The organism is Qaidamihabitans albus, from assembly GCF_016464705.1.
GTDB lineage: Bacteria > Actinomycetota > Actinomycetes > Mycobacteriales > Pseudonocardiaceae > Qaidamihabitans > Qaidamihabitans albus.
Window position 1 is genome coordinate 523,836 of record NZ_JAEHOB010000001.1, and the last position, 22,541, is coordinate 546,376.

Below are 22,541 nucleotides of genomic sequence, written 5' to 3' on the forward strand. Positions count from 1 at the left end.
CTCATCAAACGGGTGCCCCACGTTGCGAACGCGCGGAAATGCTGGTCCATTGAAGATATGGACTTCAACAACCTGAAGAAGAAGGCGCAGGACGCGCTGGGCAAGAACAGTGGCAAGGTCGAGCAGGGGCTGGACAAGGCGAGCGGCTTCGCCAAGTCCCGGTTCGGCAAGCAGGCCGACAAGATCGACGGCGCGACGAGGAAGGCGAAGGAGTTCCTGCACAAGCAGGAGGGCGGCGGCAAGGGCGGCCCCGAGGGCGGTGGCCAGCAGCCGCCGAGGTGACCCCGGATGTGGCATCGGCCGTGGTGACGCACCGGTGCCACATCGGTCCCGCCGGGGCGCGGCGAGTCAGGTGACCTCGCCGATCGCGGTGTCCCCATCGATCGCGGTGATCCGCCCGCCACGCTCGCCGAGCGCCAGCAGGCCGTCGCGGGCGTCGGGTGCCGCGAGGTTCACCCGTACCCCGGTCCGTGCGGCCGAGCGCTGCTCGGCGAGGGACCGGACGCCGTTGTAACCGGCCTGGATCGTCGCGGCGAGTCCGCCGGTGGAGGCGAGCGAGCCGCGGGCCGCGCCGAGCTTGCCGAGTGCCTCGTCCAGGACCGGCAGCAGCGCCGCGCGGTTGCCCTCGGCCATCGCGCGCACCAGGTCGGGTCGCGTGCCTGCCACCCGGGTGCCGTCGCCGAACGAGCCCGCCGCGAGCGTGGCCGCGAGCGGCCCGCCGTAGGCACCGACGGCGGCGAGGACCGCCGCGAGCAGGTGCGGCAGGTGCGAGATCCTGGCCACCGTCTCGTCGTGCGCGCTCGAACCGAGGGGCACCACCTGGGCGCCGGTGTCCAGCGCGAGCGTGGTGACCTCCGCCCAGGCCGCCAGGTCGGTGTCCTCCTCCGCGCACACCACCCAGACCGAACCCGCGAACAGCGTCGAGGAGCCCGCGGCCCAGCCCGACTTCGCGGTGCCGGTCATCGGATGCCCGCCCACGTAACGGCAGCCGGGAGCGAGTTCGCGCACCGAGTCGAGCACCGGCGCCTTGACGCTGGTGACGTCGGTGAGCAGGCATCCAGGAGCGTGCTCGCCGACCTCGCGGAGCACGTCGCCGACCGCGGTCAGCGGCACCGCGAGCACCACGATCGCTTCATGCTCGGCCGCCCTGCGCAGCGCGCCGGGCAGGTCGGTCGACACGTCGTAGCCGTCGGCGCGGGCCTTCCCGGCGTCCACCGCGGAGTCCGTCGCGCCCCACACCGTCCTGCCCGCGGTGGCGGCGGCGCGCAGCAGCGAGCCGCCGATCAATCCGAGGCCGATCACGCACACGTCTCGCACGGGGCACATCCTGCCTTACCCGCGCAAGGTGTCGAGCGCGAACGCGGCGTACAGCGCGACGCCGTGCGGAAGCGCCGCCTCGTCGTAGCGCACCCGGTTCGAGTGGTTCGGCGCCACCTCCTCGACGGCGACCTCCGGCGGGCACGCGCCGAGGAACGCGAAAGCGCCAGGCACCCGTTGCAGCACGTACGAGAAGTCCTCGGCGCCCATGATCGGGTCCGCCAGCTCAAGCGCGTGCCGCTCGCCGAGCACCTCCCCGGCCAGGCGCAGGACCCGTTCCGCCTCACCGGGATCGTTGACCGTCGGCGGGTAGCCCGGCTCGATGTCGACCAGCACGCGGCAGCCGTGCGCGGCGCCGACGCCCTCGCACACCTTCGCCAGTTCCGCGCGGACGAGCTCCCTCGTGCCCTCGGACAGCGTGCGGATCGTGCCCTCCAGCTCGGCCGTCTCGGGGATGACGTTGGACGTCGTGCCCGCGCTGATGCGGGTCACCGAGAGCACCGCAGGCTCGAAGACGCTCACCCGGCGCGTGATCATCGCCTGGAGTGCTCCCACCATCTCCGCCGCGGCGGGGACCGGGTCGAGCGCGTGGTGCGGCGCCGAGCCGTGGCCGCCCCTGCCGGTGACCCGCACGAAGAAGCTGTCGGCGGAGGCCAGGATCGGGCCGGGCCGGGTGCGGATCTGCCCGCTCGGCGCGTTGGCGTAGGTGTGCAGCGCGAAGGCGCGGTCCACCCGGGAGCCCGCGGCGTCGAGCACCCCCTCGTGGATCATGTGCCGGGCGCCGTGGAAACCCTCCTCACCGGGCTGGAACATGAACACCACCGACCCGGCCAGCTCGTCGGCGCGCGCGGCGAGCAGCCGGGCCGCCGAGGCGAGCATCGCGACGTGCGTGTCGTGACCGCACGCGTGCATCGCGCCGGGGATCTCCGAGGTGAACTCGGCCCCGGTGTCCTCGGTCATCGGCAGGGCGTCCATGTCACCGCGCAGCAGTACCGCCGGGCCGGGTTTACCACCGCGCAGCACCGCGGTGACCGAGGTCGTCGACCTGCCCTGGGTGATCTCCACCGGCAGGTCCTCGATCGCGCGCAGGATCGCCGCCCGGGTCTCCGGCAGGTGCAGGCCGAGCTCGGGGCGCCGGTGCACCTCGCGGCGCAGGGCGACGGTTCCTGGCTGGAGCGCCCTTGCCTCGGCCAGCAGGGCGGCGAAGCGGGCGTCGGGTAGCGAGGGCAGCTCGGTGGGTCCGGTCATGGTCTCGATAGTGGCACGCGTCGTGCGCGATTTCGGTGATCGGGAAGGTCTCCGCGGGTATACGGTGGGGCACATGGCGGTGAAGGAACCGATCACGGGGTTCGGAGTGGCCGTCGTGCGCGAGGACGGCCGGTGGCAGTGCACCGCGTTGGACGCGGCCGCGCTCGCGGAGCTTGACGCCGCGATCACGGAGTTGCGCAAGATGCGTTCGCCCGGCGCGGTCTTCGGGCTGCTCGCCGTTGACGACGAGTTCTTCGTGATCGTCAGACCGAGTCCCACCGGGGTGTCGCTGCTGCTCTCCGACGCCGCGGCCGCGCTGGACTACGACATCGCCGCGGACGTGCTCGACCTGCTCCGCGTGGACCCGCCGGACGAGGACGACGAGACGGTGTGGCCGGAGGGCGACCTCGAGATCCTCAGCGATCTCGGGATGCCCGGCGCCGAGCTCGAGGTGATCGTCAACGAGGTTGAGCTCTACCCCGACGAGCAGCTCCAGATGATCGCGCAGCGCTGCGGCTTCGACGACCAGTTCTCGAAGCTGCTCGACGAGCTGTGACCCCCGGCGGCACCGAGGCCGAACGAGCGGTCCGGGCGGCCCTCGCGGTGGCACGGGAGGCCGGGGACACGGCCGACGTGCCGGTCGGTGCCGTGGTGTTCGCGCCGGACGGGACCGTGCTCTCGCGGGCGCGCAACGCCCGCGAGGAACTGGGTGATCCCACCGCGCACGCCGAGGTACTGGCGCTGCGGGCGGCGGCGCGCGAGTTCGGCGAAGGCTGGCGGCTCGAGGGCTGCACCCTCGCGGTGACCGTCGAGCCGTGCACGATGTGTGCCGGTGCGCTCGTGCTCGCCAGGGTGGCGCGCGTGGTCTTCGGCGCGTGGGAGCCGCGCACGGGTGCGGTCGGCTCGCTCTGGGACGTGGTGCGCGACCGCAGGCTGAACCACCGGCCCGAGGTGTTCGGCGGGGTGCTCGCCGACGAGTGCGCCGCGCTGCTGGCCGGCTTCTTCGCGGGTCAGCGCGACCCCGCGGACCCTTTCGAGGCGCGCTGAGGGCGTGCAGTACGCTTGTCGGCGGTAGCGTGTCCGAGCGGCCTAAGGAGCACGACTCGAAATCGTGTGACGGTTAATCCCGTCCGTGGGTTCAAATCCCACCGCTACCGCTCTGCCGGACAGAACGCCGGGTGCCCCGAGAACGGGCACCCGGCGTTCTGCCGTTCGCAGCAGGCCGGCCTCGTGAGTGGCTACACGAGTTCTAACTCGTCTACGCACACACGAGGCGCGGCGGCACCGGTCCTGGGGCGGACTGTAGGTTCTGCGGAGTTACGGTCGGATTACTTCGCTCCGCTAAGTGAAACTCTGTCGCTCCCCCCAACGATGCGGAGAGTATGGCTTCTGAGGGGAACCGCAGCACACCCGTGTCCGCGATCGGCCGGGCGGCAGTCGTGCTGCTCGGGGCCACCCTGATGGTGGCCGGTCTGCTGGTGGCGGTGCCCGCGCCGCCGACCTCGGCCGCGCCGACCCTGCCACCCGGCTTCGTGCTGCGCGACCAGCCGAGCGGGCAGGCGCCGTGGGCCCTCACCGACTTCGCGTACCTGCCGGGCAACGGCGGGCTGCTGAGCACCGGCAAGGAGGGCACCGTCGCGTGGGTGTCGCCGGAAGGGCGATCCCGGACGATCGCCCAGCTCCCCGCCGCCACCGAGGGCGACCTGGGCCTCGTCGGCCTCGCGGTGGCGCCTGACTACGGCACCTCCCGCCGGATCTACCTCGCCAGGTCGGTCCCGGTCGGTGGCGGCCGGGTGTACCGGCTCGAACGCTATGCCGTGACCGGCTCCCCCGAGCCGACGGGGCTCACCCTGGAGCGGGTGCTGTTCGAGGAGCCGGGCGGCGCGGTCGTGCACGGCCTCACCGGGATCGTCGCCGCACCGGACGGCACCCTCTGGGTCTCCTTCGGCGACGACGCCGACTACACCAAGGTCGACCCCAGGGCGCTGGGTGCACTCGACCTCGACGTGCTGCGCGGCAAGATCCTCCACCTGACCGCCGACGGGCTCGGCGTTCCGGCCAACCCCTACTACGACCCCGCGAACCCCGACTCCGCCCGCAGCAAGGTGTACGCCAGCGGCTTCCGCAGCCCGTTCCGGCTGTCGCTGGACGCGCGGACGGGACAGCCCGTGGTGGGTGACGTCGGCTGGAACACCTGGGAAGAGATCGACGTGGTGCAACCCGGCCGCTCCTACGGCTGGCCGTGCTGGGAGGGCTCGGCACGCACTCCCGGCTACACCGACCTGGCCGGCTGTTCCGGCGTCGCCAACACCGAGCCGCTCGTGGCCCTGCGGCACGGCACCGGGACCGACCAGGCCAACAGCGTCACCGGCGGCATCTTCTACTCCGGCACCAGCTACCCCGAGCAGTACCGGGGCGCGTACTTCTTCGGCGACTACACGCGGAACAAGCTCTGGTCAATGCGCTTCGACGTGCAGGGCAACCTGACCGAGCCGCCCCAGAGCCCGCCACTGGGCGTCGACATCGGACGGCCGGTGAAGTTCGCCGCGGCGGCCAACGGCGACCTCGTCTTCGCCGACATCGGCACCGGCAAGCTGAGCAGGCTCAGCTACACCGAGGGCAACACCGCGCCGGTCGCGAAGGCGGAGCTTCGCACCGATCCGGCGACCCGGACGGTCACGTTCGACGGCGCAGGCTCCTACGACTTCGACGGCGACGCGCTGAGCTACGCATGGGACTTCGGTGACGGCGCGACCGGCACCGGGGCGCAGGCAACGCACACCTACGGCGAGAGCCCCGAGCGGTTCACGGCGACCCTGACGGTGACCGACACGCTCGGCGCGAGCGACACCACGGAGATCGCCGTGCTCCCCAGCAACCACTCGCCGGAGCTGGATCTGGTCACGCCGGGCGACGACGTGGAGTTCGCAGTCGGGGAGCCCGTCCAGCTCAGTGCGACTGCGACGGACGCCGAGGACGGCGCGCTGACCGTCAGCTGGACGAGCAGCATCCAGCACTGCCCCGAGGATGCCACCTGCCATGCCCATCCCGGTGTGAGCGGGGACGGCCCCGCGTACTCGCTGCCGTTCACTGATCATCCGGACTCGCGGATGGCGCTGACCGCCACGGTGACCGACAGCGAGGGCATGTCCGCGAGCCGGACCTACACCGCCTGGCCCCGGGAGCACCTGCTGACGCTGCACAGCAACGTGCCCGCGTCGCTGCAGATCCCCGTCGAGGGCGGCGTCAGCTCGGCGATGGTCGCCGAGGGTGCGACGTTCGACGTGATCGCGGCGGACACCGCGCGCGACGGTGTCTCCTCGTTCGCGGCCTGGACGGACGGCGTGGGCAGCCGCTCGCGGACATTGACCATGGGTGGCGAGGACCTCACCCTGAACGCGCACTACTCGACCCCGATCGAGCAGCGCTACGAAGCCGAACCGGAGCTGCGCGCGCTGCTGGGCGCGCCGACCGGCCCGGAGATCGTCGACGGCGCCGTGCACCATCGGGCCTACGAGCAGGGCAAGCTCTACTGGTCGGCGGCGACCGGCGTGCACGAGGTGCACGGCAGAAACCTCGACCGCTACCTCGCCCTCGGCGGGCACGGCCGGTTCGGGCCGCCGAGCACGGACGAGCGGCCGACGCCGGACGGCGTGGGCCGGTACAACCACGTCTCGGGTGACCCGGCGACGGGCCCTGCGTCGATCTACTACTCGCCGGGCACCGGCGCCCACGGAGTGTGGGGCGAGATCCGGCGGAAGTGGGCGGCGCTGGGCTGGGAGCGGGGCCCGTTGGGGTACCCGCCGACGGACGAGCGGCCGACGCCGGACGGCGTGGGCCGGTACAACCACTTCGCCGGTACCCCGGCAACGGGCCCCGCGTCGATCTACTACTCGCCGGGCACCGGCGCCCACGGTGTGTGGGGCGAGATCCGGCGGAAGTGGGCGGCGCTGGGCTGGGAGCGGGGCCCGATGGGGTACCCGGCGACGGACGAGCGGCCGACGCCGGACGGCGTGGGCCGGTACAACCACTTCTCGAAGGCGGCGTCGATCTACTGGTCGCCCGGCAACGGTGCGCACGAGGTGTACGGTGCGATCCGCCGGCGCTGGGCCTCGCTCGGCTGGGAGCGGTCGTACCTGGGCTACCCGACCAGCGGGGAGTTCAGCGTCAGCGGCGGCAGGCGGAACAACTTCCAGCACGGCTACATCCGCTGGTACAGCAGCACCAGCGCCGTCGTCGACCGCCGCTACTGACTCGCCCGCCCTCGTGAGTGTGAAACCGCGTTCTAACTCGGTTTCACACTCACGAGGGCGCGGACCNTCGGGTGACCCGGCGACGGGCCCTGCGTCGATCTACTACTCGCCGGGCACCGGCGCGCAGGGAGTGTGGGGTGCGATCCGGCGGAAGTGGGCGGCGCTGGGCTGGGAGCGGGGCCCGATGGGGTACCCGGCGACGGACGAGCGACCGACGCCGGACGGCGTGGGCCGGTACAACCACTTCTCGAAGGCGGCGTCGATCTACTGGTCGCCCGGCAACGGTGCGCACGAGGTGTACGGTGCGATCCGCCGGCGCTGGGCCTCGCTCGGCTGGGAGCGGTCGTACCTGGGCTACCCGACCAGCGGGGAGTTCAGCGTCAGCGGCGGCAGGCGGAACAACTTCCAGCACGGCTACATCCGCTGGTACAGCAGCACCAGCGCCGTCGTCGACCGCCGCTACTGACTCGCCCGCCCTCGTGAGTGTGAAACCGCGTTCTAACTCGGTTTCACACTCACGAGGGCGCGGACCACGTGACCGGCGCGGACCTCGACGTCCAGCGTGTGCCCGCCTTCCAGAGGGCAACGAGCGGCGATCGCGCGGCCGTCCAGTTCGCCGGCCTGCCGGACCCACTCCAGCCAGGCCAGCACGTCCGGCGCGGCGCCGGTGACCGTTTCCGCGGGCAGGCCCCACGCGGCCTCCACCCCGGCGACGGCGCGCAGGTAGCAGTGCAGCGACCACGGCACCGTGGCCAGCCGCGCGAGCACGGCCAGCGCCGCGTTCTCGTCCGGCACCGTCACCTCGCGGAGACCCTCGGCGAGACCCACCGGCCGCGCGTCCGGCCGCACGCGCAGCACCACCCCACGGCGCCCGTCCGGCGGCGGTGCCGGAAGCCGGACCGGCGGTCCCGGGAGCAGCTCCGGAACCGCCGGGCCCCACGGGCGGACGGCCGCGACGAGCGCATCCAGCCCGCCGCACGCCGTCGTCCGGCCCGTCGGCGCCGTCACCAGCCAGCCGCCGGGACACGCGCTCACCCGCAAACCCGGCCGGGCGGCCAGCCGCAGCGCCGCGTGCGCGGCGGCCGTCCTGGCCGGCAGGCCGGCGAACCACGGCCGTGTCCAGTCGGCGGCCGTGCGATCCCCGCAGGCTCCGCACATCTACGGCATCACATCCCCGGAGTTCGGGCCGAGCGTCTGCCCGACGAACAGGTTCCCGCCCGGATCGCTCGCCAGCAGCACCGCGGCCGGGGCCACCTCCTCCGGGGTGCCGAACCGGCCGAGCGGCAGCTCGGCCCGCTTGGCCACCTTCCATTCCTCGGTGATGCCCGCGACCATCGGTGTCTCGATCGGCCCAGGCGCGATCGCGTTGACCAGCACGCCCCGATCGGCGACCTCCAGCGCGAGCGACTTGGTGAGCCCGAGCACCCCGGCCTTGGCCGCCGAGTAGTGCGCCAGCCCGCGGCCGCCCTTGATCCCGAGCTGCGAGGCGATGTTGACGACCCGGCCGAAGCCACGCTCGACCATGCCCGGCACGACGTGGCGGCAGCACAGGAACACCCCGGTGAGGTCGACCGCGATCGTCTCCGCCCACGTCTGCGCCGACATCTCGGTCAGCGGCGACTCGGTCAGGATGCCCGCGGAGTTGACCAGTACGTCGATCCGGCCGAGCCGCCGGTTCGCCTCCTCGACCGCCGCGCGCACCGAGTCCTCGTCGGTGACGTCGATGCGGACGGCGGCTTCCGCACGGTCGGCCACGACCACCTCGGCGCCCTCGCGGGCGTAGGCCGCCGCGATCGCGCGGCCGATGCCGCCGGTCCCGCCGACCACGAGCGCGGTCCGGTTCTCCAGTAGTGGCAAGGGAGCCTCCTCAGGTCGGCATCCGGACGGTGAGCCCACCGTCGACGATCACGGCCTGCCCGGTGATGTACGACGCCTCCGGCGAGGTGAGGAAGCGGATCGCCGCCGCCACCTCCTCCGGCCGTCCCGCCCGGCCGAGCGGGATGCCCCGCCCCGCCCGGTCGAGCCCGTCCGGGCCGAGCGAGTTGACCGGGTCCAGCGACTGCGGCGTGACGACGTATCCGGGAATCACCGTGTTGACACGGATTCCGCGCGGCGCGAGCTCCACCGCGAGACTCCGGCACAGCCCGAGCACGCCCGCCTTCGCCGCCGCGTAGTGCGCGTGCTCGGCCCAGCCGTACACGCCGCCCGCGATCGACGACACCGCCACCAGCGCACCGCCGTCCATCAGCGCGGCGGCCGAGCGCAGGGTGCGCAGCACCCCGGCGAGATCGACCGACAGCATGTCGTCCCACGCGGCGTCGGTGAGCTCGGCGAGCGCCGCCCTGTGCAGCACCCCGGCGTTGGCCACCGCGATGTCGAGCCTGCCCCATTCGGCCACGGCTCGCTGCGCGAACGCCTCGACCTGCGCGGAGTCGCGCACGTCCACCTCGTGCACCACGCATTCGCCACCGGCCGCCCGGACTGCCCTGACCGTCTCCAGTGGATCGTGCGGATCGCCCGGAAAGGTGCCGAGCACGGTCCGCACACCGCGCTCGGCGTAGGCGACGGCGAGCCCGCGGCCGATCCCGCTCGCGGCGCCGGTGATGGCCGCTACCGTCATCCCTCGAGCACCTCCGCCTTGCGGGCGCCGAACATCACGAACCCGGAGAGGAACGTGCCGACCGCGCCGACGATCAGCGCCGCCTCGCCCCAGTCGCTTCCGGCCGCGAGCAGGGCCGTCACGATCGCGCCGGCCAGGATGGCGCCCGGCTGGGACAGCGCGTTGAGGAACGCGGTGCCGGTGGCGCGGCAGCGCGTGTCGTAGCACTCGCCCATGTAGAACAACAGCGCGGCGTACGGGCCGACGAGGAAGAACATGCCGAGGGAGTAGAGCACGATGACGGCGATCGTTGCGTCGGCGACGGTGAGCATGAGCGCGAACAGCACGCCGGAGGTGATCCAGCCGAACGCGATGACGTTGCGGCGTCCCAGCTTGTCCCCGATCCAGCCGTGCGTCACGTAGCCGAGGTAGCCAACCGCGTTGATCACGATCAGCATCAGCAGCGAGTTCGAGAAGCTGACCTGCTTGCCCTCGGTGAGCACCGTGGTGCCGAGCACGCTGAACACCTGGATGCCGAACCAGTTGGTGAACCAGGCGAAGCCGAGCACGAGCGTGTTGCGCAGCGCAGCGCCGCGGAAGATCGCCACCAGCGGGGTGGACGCCTGGTCCTCCACCCCGTAGGCCCTGGCCAGTTCGGCGGCCTCCGCGCCCTTGCCTGCCTTGCGCAGCTTCCGCAGCTCCAGTTCGAGCTCGAACTGCGGGCTCTCCCGCAGGCCCCGGCGCATCAGGGCGATCAGGAGCGCGGGGAACACGGCGAGCAGGAAGCAGCCCCGCCAGCCGATCAGCGGCAGGAACACGGCGACGAACGCGGCGGCCAGCAGCACGCCGAGCGGCCAGCCGCCCTGCACGAGGCTGTAGACGAGGCCACGCCGCTTCTTGATCGCCTCGTCCTCGGTGACCGCGTAGATTTCGTTGAGGTACGTGGCGTTCACGGCCTGCTCGGAGAGCCCGAGACCGCCGAGCGCCCGCACGCCGACGAGGTAGGCCGCGTTCGGTGTCGCGGCGGTGGCCGCCGAGGCGAGCGCCGTGCCGGACACCGTGAGGATCATGCCCTTGCGGCGGCCGATCCGGTCCACGACCGGCCCGACGCCCAGCGCGAACACCGCGGTCCCGACGGAGACCAAAGTAGACACCAGTGCCGCCGTGGCCGCGGTCCAGCCGAACGCCCCGGCGATCTCGGGCAGCAGGGTGCCGAACATGATGTAGTCGAAGACGGCGAACAGCCACGCGAAGAAGGCGATGATCGTCGCCTTCCGGGTGGCGCGGACACCGATGCGCGGGAACGTCTTCGTCGTTCCCGGCGTGCTTGCCGTGGGAGTTCCGGACATGGGAGTGCCCTTCCAGGAAGACACAGTGCGTACGGGTCGGGGAGCGGGGTCAAGCGCGCGGGGACCGCGCCAGGAAGTCGTCGGCGATCTCGTCGAAGGTCGCCCAGCGCACACCTTCGTGGCCGCTGATGTGCTCGATGAGTCGTTGCAGCATCAGCAGTGTCTGCGGGCGGCCGGACACGTCGGGGTGGATCGTCATGGTGAACGCGGCGTAGTCCAGCTCCTGGTACACCCAGTCGAACTGGTCGCGCCACAGCTGTTCCAGGTGGCGCGGGTTGACGAACCCGTGGCTGTTGGCGCTGGCCTTCACGAACATCATCGGCGGCAGGTCGTCGAGGTACCAGTTGGCGGGGATCTCGACGAGCCCGGTCTCCTGCCCGCGCACGAGCGGCTTCATCCACTCCTGGGCGGGCCGGGAGTAGTCGATCTTCGTCCAGCTGTCCCCGACCCGCACGTAGTACGGCGTGAAGTCGTCGTGCATCAACGAGTGGTCGTACTTGATGCCGCGTTCCAGCAGGAGCTCGTTGGTGACCGGGGAGAACTCCCACCACGGCGCGACGTAGCCGGTGGGCGGGTTGCCGGTCAGCTTCTCGATGAGTTCGATGCTGCGGTCCAGGATCGCGCTCTCCTGCTCGCGGGTCATCGCGACCGGGTTCTCGTGTGAGTAGCCGTGCGCGCCGATCTCGTGCCCCGCGTCGACCACCATGCGGGTCTGGTCGGGGAACGTCTCCAGCGAGTGGCCGGGAACGAACCACGTGGTGCGCAGGTCGTTGCGCTCGAAGAGGCGGAGCAGCCGGGGGACGCCGACCTCCCCGGCGAACAGCCCGCGGGAGATGTCACACGGGGAGTCCTCACCGCCGTACGAGCCGAGCCAGCCGGCGACGGCGTCGACGTCCACGCCGAACGCGACGAGAATTTCCTTGGCCATGAGCCTTAGTTCCTTTCGGTCAGAGACGAGCGCCCGCGCAGCTCACCGGCGACCCTGGCGGGATCGCGGTAGCAGCCGAGCAGGGCGGTGAGCAGCACGCGTGCCTGTGCGGGACGCAGGTCGCCGACCGGAACGGCCCCCGCCTCGACGAGGTCGATGCCGCCGCCGTTGCGGTACAGCTGCGCGACCGGGCCGGCGTGCACGCGCGTGGAGAGGGCCACGACGACCCCCGTATCGGTCAGCCGGGCCACGGCATCCCGGATCGCCGGGTTCGCGTTGCCCGCGCCGGTGGCCTCGAGCACCACCCCGCTCGCGCCCGCCGCGACCACGGCGTCGAGAGCGACCGGGTCGGTGCCGGGATAGCAGGCCACCACGTCGACCCGGACGCCGCCGAGGTCGAAGGCGGCCAGGTCGAGCGCCGCCGAGCGGGCGGGTGCGGTGGTGAGCTCGACGGTTCCGTCCAGGACGTGGCCGATCGGGCCGCCGTCCGGCGCGGAGAACGCGGCGGGCGCCAGGGTGTGCGTCTTGCGCGTGCCGCGGGCGGTGAAGACCTGCCCGCCGAAGGTGATCAGTACTCCGTGGTCGCGGGCCGCGGTTGCGGCGGCGACCGTGATGGCGTCCGCGAGGTTGCGCGGGCCGTCACCGTCCGGCGCGTCGGCGGGCAGCTGCGCTCCGGTGAACACGACGGGCCTCGGATCGGTGTGGAACAGCTCGGCGAGGAACGCCGTCTCCTCCATGCTGTCGGTGCCGTGCGTGACGACGACGCCGAGCACGTCGGGGTCGGTGAGCGCGGCGTGTGCCCGGTGCACGATCTCGCGCATCTCCCGCGGGGACAGCAGGTAGCTGCCGAGGCAGAACACGTCGGCCCCGTCCAGCACGACCCCAGGATCGACCGGCAGGCGCTGCAGCAGCGCGCTCGCGTCGTCGTGGGCGACGCCCCGGCGGGTCGCGATGGTTCCGCCGGTGGACAGGACGACGACTCTACGCACGCGATGAACCTCCTCGAGCAAATTGCCCAAACGTTTGGGCCAAACGTTTGGGTATCATGGCTCAGAGGATGGCCGGAGTCAATGAACCCGCTGTTACGATCCTGGAAAACCGTTCGGCGGCTGAGGCGGAGCGAGCAATTGGGAGCGGACAGAACGCCGCCGGTGACCCTGCGGATGCTCGCCGATCGGCTGGGGCTGCACGTGTCCACGGTGTCGCGCGTGCTGCACGCCAAGCCGGACGAGAGTCACCGCGCGGCCTCAAGCGCGACGGTCGAGCGCATCCGCAGGCTCGCCGACGAACTCGGCTACCGGCCCAATCCGCACGCGACTAGCCTGCGGACCCGGCGCAGCAACCTCGTCGGCGTGCTCGTGCCCAGGCTGTCGGACATCGTGCTCGCGACGATCTACGAGGGGATCGAGGAGTCCGCGGGCGAACACGGCCTCTCCACCTTCGTCACCAACACGCGCGACGTCCCCGGCATCCAGCGCGCCCGCACGGAGATGGTGCTGGCGCGCAGGGTCGACGGAATGATCTTCGGAGATGCCTATGTCGACGCGGAGTTCCTCGGCGAGGTCGCCGCGAGGGGTGTTCCGTTCGTGCTCGTCAGCAGGCGGGCAGGGGACTATCCGTCGGTGACGTGCGACGACTACCTCGGTGGCCGGATGCTCGGCGAGCACCTGCTCGGCCTCGGGCACCGCGACGTCGCCGTCGTCGCGGGCGAGCCGTACGCGAGCACCGGCATCGACCGCACGGGCGGCTTCGTCGACGCCTACGCCGACGCCGGGGTCGAGATACCGCGGCACCGGATCGTGCACTCGCGGTTCGACGCGCGGGGCGGGCACGAGGCCACCGAAGCGCTGCTCGCCGGGGGCGAGCGGCCGTCGGCGATCTTCGCGGTGAACGACTTCGCCGCGATCGGTGCCTTCGGGGCGGTGCGCGACCAGGGGCTGCGGGTGGGTGCCGACATCGCCGTGGCCGGCTTCAACGACACCCCGTTGGCCGCGGAACTGCCGGTGCCGTTGACCACGGTGCGCTCACCGATGCACGAGATGGGCCGCCGCGGGATCGACCTGCTGGCCCGGCTGCTGCAGGGCGAGCACGTCGAGTCGGAACGCCTGCGCCCCGAACTCATGATCCGCGCGTCCACCCACCCCACCGCCTCGTGAGTCTGAAACAGAGTCAGCTCCGCCTTGCGGGGACACCCGCACCCGAGCTGGTTCCTCACTCACGAGCGGTGAGCAGGGCGCGGAGCTGGGCGAGCAGGTCACCGCGGCTGGTGGCGCCGAGTCGCTGCCGCATCCGGGCCATGTGGTGCTCCACGGTCTTGGCCGAGATGTAGAGCCGGTCGCCGACCTGCCGGTAGGTCAGCCCGGCGACGACGAGTTCGGCCACCTGGTACTCGCGCTCACTGAGCCGGGCGGTGCCGCCCGGCTCGGCCGCCGCATCCCCCGCGGCGTCGGTGCCCGCCCTGCCCTGCAGCATCCGTGCGCAGTCCAGCAGCGCGACCATCGCCTTGCGGTCGGTGGTCCGGATCGCGGCCTGCCCGGCGAGCCGCGCACCGTCCCACCACAGGCCCGCGCCGTGCAGGCCCCGCGCCGCCGCCTCCGCTCGTCCCGGGTCGACGGCTCCGCCGATCACGTCGAGCCAGCATTCGGCCGCCTCGGCGACCGCGGCGAAGTAGGCCCCGTGGCCTGCGCCCGCCGCCAGCGCGGAGGCGTGCTCGCGGGCCTCCTCCTGCCGCTCGCCGATGATGGCGGCATGCAGGCAGCTCCAGTGCAACGGAGTTGTCCACAGTGGAGGATCGCCGAGGGTGTGCAGCAGGTCCCATGCCCGCCGCAGATGATGTGCCAGCCGGTCGCGGTCGCCGAGCCGCGCCGCCGCGACCGCGAGCTCGCCGAAAGGCAGCAGCGTGAACAGGTCGACCGGGTGGCGGATCACCGCCTCGCAGGCTTCGCCCCAGACCAGCCGCAGCGCGGCGAGGTCGCTGGACCGTCGCGCCAGGCCGGCCCGCAACCCCACCGCGAACAACCAGTCCCTCGGGGGCAGCTCCTCGCCGGCGGCGCGCAGCCGTTCCGTGGCGAGTTCGGTGTTGCCGCGCACCATCGCGACCCACGCCAGCAGCAGCCGGTGCCGCGCGGCCAGCGCGGTGTCGCCGCACTCGGCGGCGACCGCCCGTTCCAGCAGCGGCTCCGCGATGCCCAGCTCGCCACAGTGGATGCCGACGACGGCGCCGAGCGCCGCCGGACTGTCCGGCAGCAGCACCGACCGGCCGACGGGCTCCAGCATCTCCGCCGAGCTGACCAATGTAGACAGTGCGGCGGTCGGCGCTCCGGAGATCGACTCCAGCAGCGCTCGCGCGGTGGCCGACATCGCCCCGGCGAGCAGCGTCGGGGGTTCCCCGCCGGACGGCTCGTCGAGCAGCCGCCGCGCCTCGTCGGGGCGGCCGGTCCCGAGCAGGCCGAGTGCGGCGTACACGGTGGACAGGGTGCTGCCGGACCAGCGGTGCAGCTCGGCGCTGCGGGCGAGCTGCCCGCGGTGCGCCAGTGCGGTTCCCGACACCCTGGCGCCATCGGCGCGGTCCGGGGCATCCGCGCTGGCGACCACCTCGTCGGCCAGCCGCAGCGCGGTGTCGAGATCGCCTGCGCGTGCCGCGACCTCCGCCCAGCGCGCGCCGACCGTGATCGCCGGAGTGCCCGCCGCCACGGCGGCGCCGTACAGCCGCGCCGCCAGCGCCGGATCAGCAGGGGCGGCCTCACCGGCCGCGGCCTCGAACGCCGCCGCGGTGTCCGTCCCCGCGGCGACTCCCGAGTCGAGCAGTGGCCGCACCAGCGGAAGCACCGGCCCGCCGCGGTCGAGCCGCAGCCGCACGAGCCGCCGGTGCACCGCCTGCCGCCGGTCCGCGGGCACCAGGTTCCGCAGTGCCCGTGCCGCCAGCGGCAGTAGCGTGCCGTCGTGCGAGAGCAGGCCGGCCGCCCGCGCCGCCTCGATCATCTCGCCGACGTCGTCCTGGCCTCGGCCCAGCAGCTCCCCGAGGAGGTGCACATCGAGCCCGGCGCCCGAGTCGGCGGCGACCAGCAACCGCAGCGCGTCCGGTTCGAGCCGGTGGAACTCGGTCCGGAACTCCGCGAGCGCGGCGGCGGGCACCTCGGGTCGCGGCCGTGCGTCGAGGGCGCGGGCGAGCCGCACCACGAAACCGGGTACCCCGCCGGTCTCGGCGTGCACGAAATCGGTGAGCCTGCCCGGCTCGTGGCCGAGAACGGCCCCGGTCTGCGCCCGGTCCAGCGGGCGGAGCACAATCTGCGCCCGCAGCCGCGCGAGCACGTCGCCGAGCGCCACCGGCCGCGGCCACGGCCGTGCCGCGATCACCAGCCCCGCCCGGTCGTCGGCCGCCAGCCGCAGCAACTCGGCGAGGTCGTCCTCACCCAGCGCGTGGGCGTCGTCGACAAGCACCAGCTCGGCGTCGGTCGGTGCCGCGGGCTCGGCGAACCGCGCCACCGGAATGCCTGCCCGCGCGCATTCCCCGGCCAGGTGTTCGAGCAAGGCGGTCTTGCCGTAGCCGCCGGGTGCCACCACCGCCAGCCGGGCAGGCGCGAGGCGCCCGGCCGCGACGGCCGCGCACAGCTCGCGGGTCGGCTCGTCGAGCACGAGCTCGGTCCGGGTGGCTTGCGGTGTGCTCAACGGCCCTCGTCTCGGTCAGTGGTCGAAGCCGCCTTGCGGGCGAGGGAGAAACGCCGCTTCGGTGGCTCCAGCGGCGTGATCTCCACCGGTGGCCGCTCCGGCGGCGGACCGATGTCGTCCACCTCGCCGTCGTCGTACACCGCGGGCAGCTCCTGGCTGCCGGTGACCAGCGTGCCGGTCGCCGTCCCCACCGGCTCCGCGGGCCGCGCCGCCTCGGTCCGTGGCTGTGCGGCGAGCGCGGCTCCCCGGCAGAGCGCCGTGCCGGGGTCGTCGTCGACGACGATCGGGCACGACAGCGAGGAGAGCATAGTGGTCGCGAGCCGGCCGGCGAGCGGGATCCGTGCCGTCCCGCCGACCAGCACCACCGCGGCCAGCTTCTCGGCAGGCACAGTGGAGGCCATCCGTTCCAGCTGGGCCACGGCCGCGGTCAGCACGGGTCTGGCCAGCGCCTCGAACTCCGCCCGGGTCACATGCACGCCCTCGGTCACGATCACCTCGGGCAGCATCGACAGCCGCTCCTTCGCGGCGGCGCAGGCCGCCCGGAGCCGGGCCATCGCCGCCGGGTCGGCGGAATCGCCGCCCGAGCGCTCCAGCACGTGCTGGACCAGGAGGTCGTCCAGGTGTGCGCCCGCCTCGTGCTCGGCAGGCTCGGAGTGGGTGAGCAGTTCGAACCCGTACGGCCCGCGCCGCAGCACCGCGGTCTCCAGATGCTCGCCGCCGATCCGGCACACCGCCAGGGTGGCGCCGACCTCGACGCCGTGGCGGGCCAGGTGGCTCTCCGCCGCGGTGATCGGACTCGGCAGCGCCAGCACTCCCGGCAGTTCGGCCTGGTCGAGCGCGTCGTGCAGCAGCCCGCGCCGGTAGGCCGACCAGCCCGGCGGGTGGGTCACCACGATGCGCTCGGCCGCGGTTCCCTCCGCCTCGGCGACGCTGTCGGCTATCCAGCCGATCAGGCCCGCGGTGAGCGTCTCCGCCGGGTAGGTGGTGTCGCCGAGCACGAACGGAACGGGATCGCCGACCCGGTTCAGGAACCCCCGGGCGATCCGCTCGGGTTCGGTGGCGGCGCGCTGCAATGCGGCCTGCCCGACGAGCAGGGCACCCTCCGGGGAGACGTGCAGGACCGAGTCCACCCAGGGCGCTCCGGCCTGCAGGGGAACCACTTCCGGGTTCCCCCAGGGGCCCCTGCCCCACCGGCAGACGGCGGCCGTCGTGCGCGTACTACCGAGGTCGATCCCCAGGACGTGGCGCATACTCGACGGTTCCTCACGATTTCTCGGCTACCCGGAAGGGTGCTTCCTTTCGTACCAAAGAGGCACACCCGAATGACACCCCGGTGAGAGTCCGCACCGGATTCCCCTAACCCCCTAACGAACCCCGGTCGCCGGTCCCGGGCGGGTGGGGGGCAGGACCCGGCGCCATCCCCGATGCCCTCGGCGTGCCCGCGCCCATACCGTCCGTATCAGGCGCTTCGCGCCGTGGAGAGTTCACACACAAGGAGAGATTCGTTGTCTATCTCGGACCAGGGCCAGACGCTGCACGACTTCGTGCTCAACCTGCTGGGCGACGCGACCGCGCGTTCCGCGTTCGCCGAGGACCCCGCACACGCACTGTCGTGCGCCGGCCTCAGCGACATCACCGCGCAGGACGTGCAGGAAGTGGTTCCGCTGGTCATGGACTACGCCGACGGTTCCCAGCTGCCCGGCGCGGGCTCGCTCGGCTCCGGCCTGGGTGACCTGCCCGCCGGTGCCGACGGCATCGAGGGCGCGATCCAGCAGCTGCAGAGCGTGGCCGGCGCGGCGGGCGAGGAGCGTTCCGCCCACGACCTCGGCGGCTTCAGCCTCGCCTCGGACGGCAGTGCCGACGGCTTGACCGGTTCCGGCTCGTTCACCAGTGACCAGTTCGCCGCCTGGAGTGGCCTTTCCGCCAGCCAGGACGGCGGCGCGGCGGCCGCGACGGCTTCTTCTGATGCCGGTGAGTTCGCGGCCTCGGGCAGCGGCGGCCTCGAAGGTGCCGTCGGCGGCGTGAAGTGGGCCAACGACCTCGCCAGCGGCGGCGGCAACGGCGAGATCAGCGCCGACGGCGCGAGCTTCAGCAGCACCAACGACTCCGAGCTCACCGGGATGTTCTCGACCGAGGGCGGCGCCGGGCTGGAGAGCAGCGGCGGAGCCCTCGGCTGGGACAACGAGCTCGGGAGCGGCTTCGCCACCACCGACGTCAGCCCGGAGGGCGGCACGAGCCGGCTCGCCGTGGACTCCGAGCAGGGGCAGGCGGCCGCGTTCGGCGGCGCGAGTGCGGAGGGCGCCACCGGCGGCGTGGCCACCGGCACCGACGAGCTTTCCTTCGAGGGCAGCGCCGTCGGCACGCCGGAGGCGATCGCCGCGGGTGGCTCGACCGCGACCCCGTTCGGCACCTACGGCGTCGAGCTGAGTGGCGACCCGGAGCAGCCTTCGGTGCCGGAGTTCGACACCACCGGTGACCTGGCAGGCGCGCTCGACTCCGACGCGCTGGGCCGCAGCAGCGAGACCGCCGCGGCGAGCACCGTGGCGTCCTTCGTTTCCGACAGCGCGCCGTTCGGGGTGCCGTCGGTGCCGGCCCCGGCCGACCTTCCGGACACCGGATCGCTGCCGGTGGACGTGCCCGCCGACGTTCCGGCCGACGTCCCGGCGAACCTGCCGACGGACCTGCCGGCCGACCTGCCCGCGGACGTGCCCGCCCAGCTGCCGGACACCGGCTCCCTGCCCACGGACGTGCCCGCCGACGTCCCCGCGGACCTGCCGACGGATCTGCCCGCCGATGTGCCGGGCCTTTCGGACCTGCCGGTGGCCAACCCGCTGCCGGAGCCGCAGGAGCTGCCTGGCGAGGTGCGCGACGGGCTCGAGAACAACCCGGTGAGCGACGCCGTCGGTTCCAGCCCGCTCGGCGGAGTCGCCGACGCGGGCAACCTCGAGCTGCCCGCCGAGGCGCCGGCCGTCGGCGATCTGGATCTCGGCTGATCTCGGAGCGGTAACAGGCTGGGCTCGTGAGAATCACGGGCCCAGCCTTCACTGCGCAGAGTAAACAGGGCACACTTCCGTGCGATGATGGCTTCGCCCTGGCTCGACGTCCTGGATGACACCATCCGGGCCTGCGCCGCTCACGAGCGTGAGGACCTGGCCGAACGCCTTCGGATCCGCCGCACTCAGCTGGTGGAGCCGAAGGTGCGGGTGGTCGTGCTCGGCGAGTCGAGCCAGGGCAAGAGCCAGCTCGTCAACGGATTGCTGAACGCCCCGGTGTGCGCGGTCGGTGACGACCTCACCACCACGGCACCCGCTGTGATCGAGCACGCGGAGGCGCCGGTCGCCACGCTCGTCACCGGCGACGACGGCGTACGGGCCATCGAGTCCGCCGACCGCACGCCCGCCCCCATCGAGTCGGTCACCGCCAAGGCCAACGCCGACGCCAACGCCGTGCGGGCCGAGATCGGCCTGCCCCGGGAGTTGCTCGCCACCGGCCTCGCGCTGATCGACACCCCGCCGATCGGAGCGCCCGCGGCCCGGCACACCCGCAACGCGCTCTCGGTACTGCCGCAGGCCGACGCGGCGCTGCTGGTCTCCGACGCGACCCGCGAGCTGTCCCCGACCGAGCTGGACCTGCTCACCCGCGTCACGCAGCTCTGCCCGACCGTCGTGGTCGTGCTGACGAAGATCGACCTCGTGCCCGGCTGGCGGCAGGTGGCGGAGCGTAACCGCGCACATCTCGCGCGGGGCGGGCTGCCCGCGACCGTCCTCCCGGTCTCCGCGTCGTTGCGGCTCGCCGCCGCCCGCACCAAGGACTCGTCGCTCAACGAGGAATCGGGCTTCGGCGCGCTGGTGCGGCACCTGCACCGGGACATCGCCGGGCACGCCGACCAGCTGCGCAGGCGTTCGGTGGCCGCGCTGACGCAGATGACGGTCGACCAGCTGCTCGGCCCGTTGCGCGAGCGGCTGGCCGAGGCAAGAGCGGGCGACACGGACGAGCTGACGGCGCGCTACCAGGCCGCAGGCCGCAGGCTGGAGGAACTGCAGCGGGAGTCGGCCCGCTGGCAGACACTGCTTTCCGACGAGGTCGCCGACCTGATGGCGGATCTCGACTTCGACCTGCGCGACCGGACCCGCCGCATCCTGCGGGAGGTTGACGAGTACTTCGAGGTGGCCGACCCGGCGAAGGACTGGGAGGTGTTCGGCGAGTGGCTGCGCGCGAACCTCACGACCGTCGCCGAGACGAACTCGAACTGGCTGCTGGACCGGTTCGAGTGGATCGCCCGCAAGATCGCCCGGCAGGTCGCGCCGCGCCGCCCGGGCGCCCTGCCCGAGGGCTGGCTTGGCAGTACCCCACTCGACCACGTCGGTGACCTGCGGATGCCCAACGTGGAACGGTTCGGGGTGGGCCAGAAGCTGTTCGTCGGGATGCGGGGCTCCTACAGCGGGCTGCTGATGTTCGGCCTGGCCACGACACTGGCCGGGATGCCGCTGATCAACCCGATCTCGATCGGCGCGGGCGCGGCCTTCGGCGCCAAGAGCGTGTTCGAGGAGCGGGGGAACCGGCTGAAGCGGCGCCAGTCGGCAGGCCGGACCGCGGCGCACCGCTACGTCGACGACTTCTTCCTCACCTACGGCAAGGAGAGCAAGGACACCGTCCGGATGATCCACCGCGAACTGCGCGACCGCTGCACGGCGGTCGCGCACGAACTGCGCTCGGAGATCACCGAGTCGGCGAAGCACATCAAGCAGGTCATCGACGCCGACACCGCCGAGCGGACCACGCGCGCGCGGGAACTGAGCCGAGGCATCGACGAGCTCGCGCACCTGCGTAAGCGGGGTCAGGCGCTGGCCGCGTCCGGCGCCGTTCGTGGGCTGACGGCGTGAACCTGCCGGAGCTGACGTGGTCGCTGCTCGGCCGTGCCCTCGAGGCGTACGCGGACAGCCCGCAGGCCACCGCCTGGCTGCGCAGGCACCTCGCCCGGTTCCACGATCCGGTGCGGCTCGCCGTGGTCGGTCCACGGCGGTCGGGCAAGTCCACGATGATCGACGCGATCGCGGGGGAGCGGCTCACGACACCGGGCACGTCGAGCCCGGAGATGACCTGGTACCACGTGCCGCAGAGCAGATCCCAGCCCGAGCTCATGCTGATCGACACGCCCGCCGTGGACGGCGAGACCGAGCCGCGCGTCGTCGAGGGCATCTGCATGGAGGCGGACGCGGTGCTGTACCTGATGCGCCAGCCGCACGACGACGACCTCGCCTTCCTGCGCGCCGTGCAGGACCACCCCGTCGCGCGCGCGGCGCCGGTGAACTCGCTCGCCGTGCTCTCGCGCGCCGACGAGCTCGGCGGCGGACGGGTGGACGCGCTGATCTCGGCAAGGCAGATCGCGCGCAGGCACCGGCGGGACGCCGGGCTGAGCGGGCTGTGCCAGGATCTGCTGCCGGTTGCCGGGCTCGTCGCGAGCGCGGCCAGGACGCTGCGGGAGGAGGAGTTCGCGGCGCTCGGTGCCCTGGCCGCGCAGCCGAAGCGGGAGCTGGAGCCGCTGCTGCTTTCGGCCGACCGGTTCGCCGCCGCGGGTGAGCGCGCGGAGCTGCTCTCCCGTTTCGGGCTGTTCGGGATCCGGCTGGCGACGACCCTGATCCGCCAGGGTGCGAGCGGGCAGCCCGCGCTGGCCGCGCAGCTGTTGCAGCGCAGCGGGATGGCGGAACTGCGTGATGCGATCGCGCAGTACTTCACCGATCGCCGGGACGTGCTGAAGGCGCGGTCGGCGCTGATCGGGTTGGAGGTGGTGCTGCGGATGGAGCCGCGGCCGGCCGCAGCGGGCCTCGTCGCGGAGCTGGAACGCACGCTCGCCGGTGCCCACGACTTCCGGGAGCTGCGCCTGCTCGCCGCTCTGCGCACCGGTCGGGCGCGGCTGCCCGAGGAGCTGTCCGAGGAGGCGTTCCGGCTCGTCGGCGGGCACGGCACCGGCGCCACGGAACGGCTGGGCATGCAGGCGCCGGAGCCGCACCTGCGGCAGGAGGCGATCAGTGTGCTGCGGCGGTGGCAGGAGTACGCCGAGAACCCGTTGCTCGGCGCGGCGGAGCGCCGCGCTGCCGCGGTGGTGATCCGCAGCTGCGAGGCGCTGGCCACGTCGTGAGCCTGCGGCGGCGGGGTAGCGTCAGCCGCATCGCGTAGCC

Annotated in this window: 18 protein-coding genes, 1 tRNA gene and 1 pseudogene; 10 read left to right on the forward strand and 10 right to left on the reverse strand. The window is 72.8% G+C overall.

Annotated features, from left to right (window positions below; all coding sequences use genetic code 11):
* Positions 1-57: 57 nt before the first annotated feature.
* On the forward strand, positions 58-282 hold the full coding sequence (locus JAP66_RS02590; RefSeq protein ID WP_199429834.1) for an antitoxin: 225 nt from the start codon (positions 58-60) through the stop codon (positions 280-282).
* Between the two features lie 66 nt (positions 283-348).
* On the opposite strand, the gene JAP66_RS02595 is transcribed toward JAP66_RS02590, so the two are convergent.
* Positions 349-1,326: a prephenate dehydrogenase gene (locus JAP66_RS02595; protein ID WP_210769534.1), complete on the reverse strand. Its 978-nt coding sequence runs from the start codon at positions 1,324-1,326 to the stop codon at positions 349-351.
* Positions 1,327-1,332: 6 nt separating this feature from the next.
* The gene (locus JAP66_RS02600) at positions 1,333-2,565 is read right to left on the reverse strand and encodes a M20 metallopeptidase family protein (RefSeq protein WP_199429836.1); all 1,233 of its coding nucleotides are present in this window, start codon (positions 2,563-2,565) and stop codon (positions 1,333-1,335) included.
* Positions 2,566-2,638: 73 nt separating this feature from the next.
* Here JAP66_RS02600 and JAP66_RS02605 point away from each other — a divergent pair, with 73 nt between their 5' ends.
* The 5 genes and pseudogenes from JAP66_RS02605 to JAP66_RS02625 all read left to right on the forward strand — a co-directional run.
* Entirely contained in the window at positions 2,639-3,121 is a 483-nt protein-coding gene (locus JAP66_RS02605) for a tRNA adenosine deaminase-associated protein (RefSeq protein WP_199429838.1), read from the forward strand.
* Entirely contained in the window at positions 3,118-3,612 is a 495-nt protein-coding gene (locus tag JAP66_RS02610) for a nucleoside deaminase (RefSeq protein WP_199429840.1), read from the forward strand. Before JAP66_RS02605 ends, JAP66_RS02610 begins: the two co-directional genes overlap by 4 nt.
* A gap of 23 nt (positions 3,613-3,635) precedes the next feature.
* Positions 3,636-3,722, forward strand: a tRNA-Ser gene (locus tag JAP66_RS02615).
* Between the two features lie 225 nt (positions 3,723-3,947).
* Entirely contained in the window at positions 3,948-6,818 is a 2,871-nt protein-coding gene (locus tag JAP66_RS02620) for a PQQ-dependent sugar dehydrogenase (protein WP_372448930.1), read from the forward strand.
* A 91-nt stretch (positions 6,819-6,909) separates the two neighbouring features.
* Positions 6,910-7,284 (forward strand): annotated as a pseudogene (locus JAP66_RS02625) (LGFP repeat-containing protein); the annotation flags it as partial.
* A 32-nt stretch (positions 7,285-7,316) separates the two neighbouring features.
* On the opposite strand, the gene JAP66_RS02630 reads toward JAP66_RS02625, so the two are convergent.
* From JAP66_RS02630 to JAP66_RS02655, 6 genes are read right to left on the reverse strand one after another with little or no spacing between them, the layout of a single operon-like run.
* Complete coding sequence (locus JAP66_RS02630; RefSeq protein WP_199429844.1) at positions 7,317-7,976, reverse strand: hypothetical protein; 660 nt, start codon at positions 7,974-7,976, stop codon at positions 7,317-7,319.
* Positions 7,977-8,675: an SDR family NAD(P)-dependent oxidoreductase gene (locus tag JAP66_RS02635; protein ID WP_199429846.1), complete on the reverse strand. Its 699-nt coding sequence runs from the start codon at positions 8,673-8,675 to the stop codon at positions 7,977-7,979.
* Between the two features lie 10 nt (positions 8,676-8,685).
* Positions 8,686-9,438: an SDR family NAD(P)-dependent oxidoreductase gene (locus tag JAP66_RS02640; protein WP_199429847.1), complete on the reverse strand. Its 753-nt coding sequence runs from the start codon at positions 9,436-9,438 to the stop codon at positions 8,686-8,688.
* The gene (locus JAP66_RS02645) at positions 9,435-10,766 is read right to left on the reverse strand and encodes an MFS transporter (protein ID WP_199429849.1); all 1,332 of its coding nucleotides are present in this window, start codon (positions 10,764-10,766) and stop codon (positions 9,435-9,437) included. The genes JAP66_RS02640 and JAP66_RS02645 overlap by 4 nt, the downstream gene beginning before the upstream one ends.
* A 49-nt stretch (positions 10,767-10,815) precedes the next feature.
* Entirely contained in the window at positions 10,816-11,694 is an 879-nt protein-coding gene (locus JAP66_RS02650) for a polysaccharide deacetylase family protein (RefSeq protein ID WP_199429851.1), read from the reverse strand.
* Positions 11,695-11,699: 5 nt separating this feature from the next.
* Positions 11,700-12,683: an asparaginase gene (locus JAP66_RS02655; RefSeq protein ID WP_199429853.1), complete on the reverse strand. Its 984-nt coding sequence runs from the start codon at positions 12,681-12,683 to the stop codon at positions 11,700-11,702.
* 138 nt (positions 12,684-12,821) lie between these two features.
* On the opposite strand from JAP66_RS02655, the gene JAP66_RS02660 reads away from it, so the two are divergent.
* Complete coding sequence (locus JAP66_RS02660; RefSeq protein ID WP_235998661.1) at positions 12,822-13,850, forward strand: LacI family DNA-binding transcriptional regulator; 1,029 nt, start codon at positions 12,822-12,824, stop codon at positions 13,848-13,850.
* A gap of 55 nt (positions 13,851-13,905) precedes the next feature.
* Here the strand turns inward: JAP66_RS02660 and JAP66_RS02665 are convergent, their stop codons facing one another.
* Complete coding sequence (locus JAP66_RS02665; RefSeq protein WP_199429857.1) at positions 13,906-16,362, reverse strand: helix-turn-helix domain-containing protein; 2,457 nt, start codon at positions 16,360-16,362, stop codon at positions 13,906-13,908.
* A complete protein-coding gene (locus tag JAP66_RS02670; protein WP_199429859.1) occupies positions 16,359-17,612 on the reverse strand; it encodes an Hsp70 family protein in 1,254 nt (417 codons plus the stop codon). Before JAP66_RS02670 ends, JAP66_RS02665 begins: the two co-directional genes overlap by 4 nt.
* Positions 17,613-17,867: 255 nt before the next feature.
* On the opposite strand from JAP66_RS02670, the gene JAP66_RS02675 reads away from it, so the two are divergent.
* The 3 genes from JAP66_RS02675 (at position 17,868) to JAP66_RS02685 (ending at position 22,501) form a co-directional block, all read left to right on the forward strand.
* On the forward strand, positions 17,868-19,355 hold the full coding sequence (locus tag JAP66_RS02675) for an IniB N-terminal domain-containing protein (RefSeq protein WP_199429861.1): 1,488 nt from the start codon (positions 17,868-17,870) through the stop codon (positions 19,353-19,355).
* 84 nt (positions 19,356-19,439) lie between these two features.
* Positions 19,440-21,245 (forward strand): dynamin family protein, encoded by a 1,806-nt coding sequence (locus JAP66_RS02680; RefSeq protein WP_199429869.1) that lies wholly within the window; start codon positions 19,440-19,442, stop codon positions 21,243-21,245.
* Positions 21,242-22,501 carry a P-loop NTPase family protein gene (locus JAP66_RS02685; RefSeq protein WP_199429871.1) on the forward strand — a complete coding sequence of 420 codons (1,260 nt, stop codon included), beginning with the start codon at positions 21,242-21,244 and terminating at the stop codon, positions 22,499-22,501. Before JAP66_RS02680 ends, JAP66_RS02685 begins: the two co-directional genes overlap by 4 nt.
* Positions 22,502-22,541 lie beyond the last annotated feature (40 nt).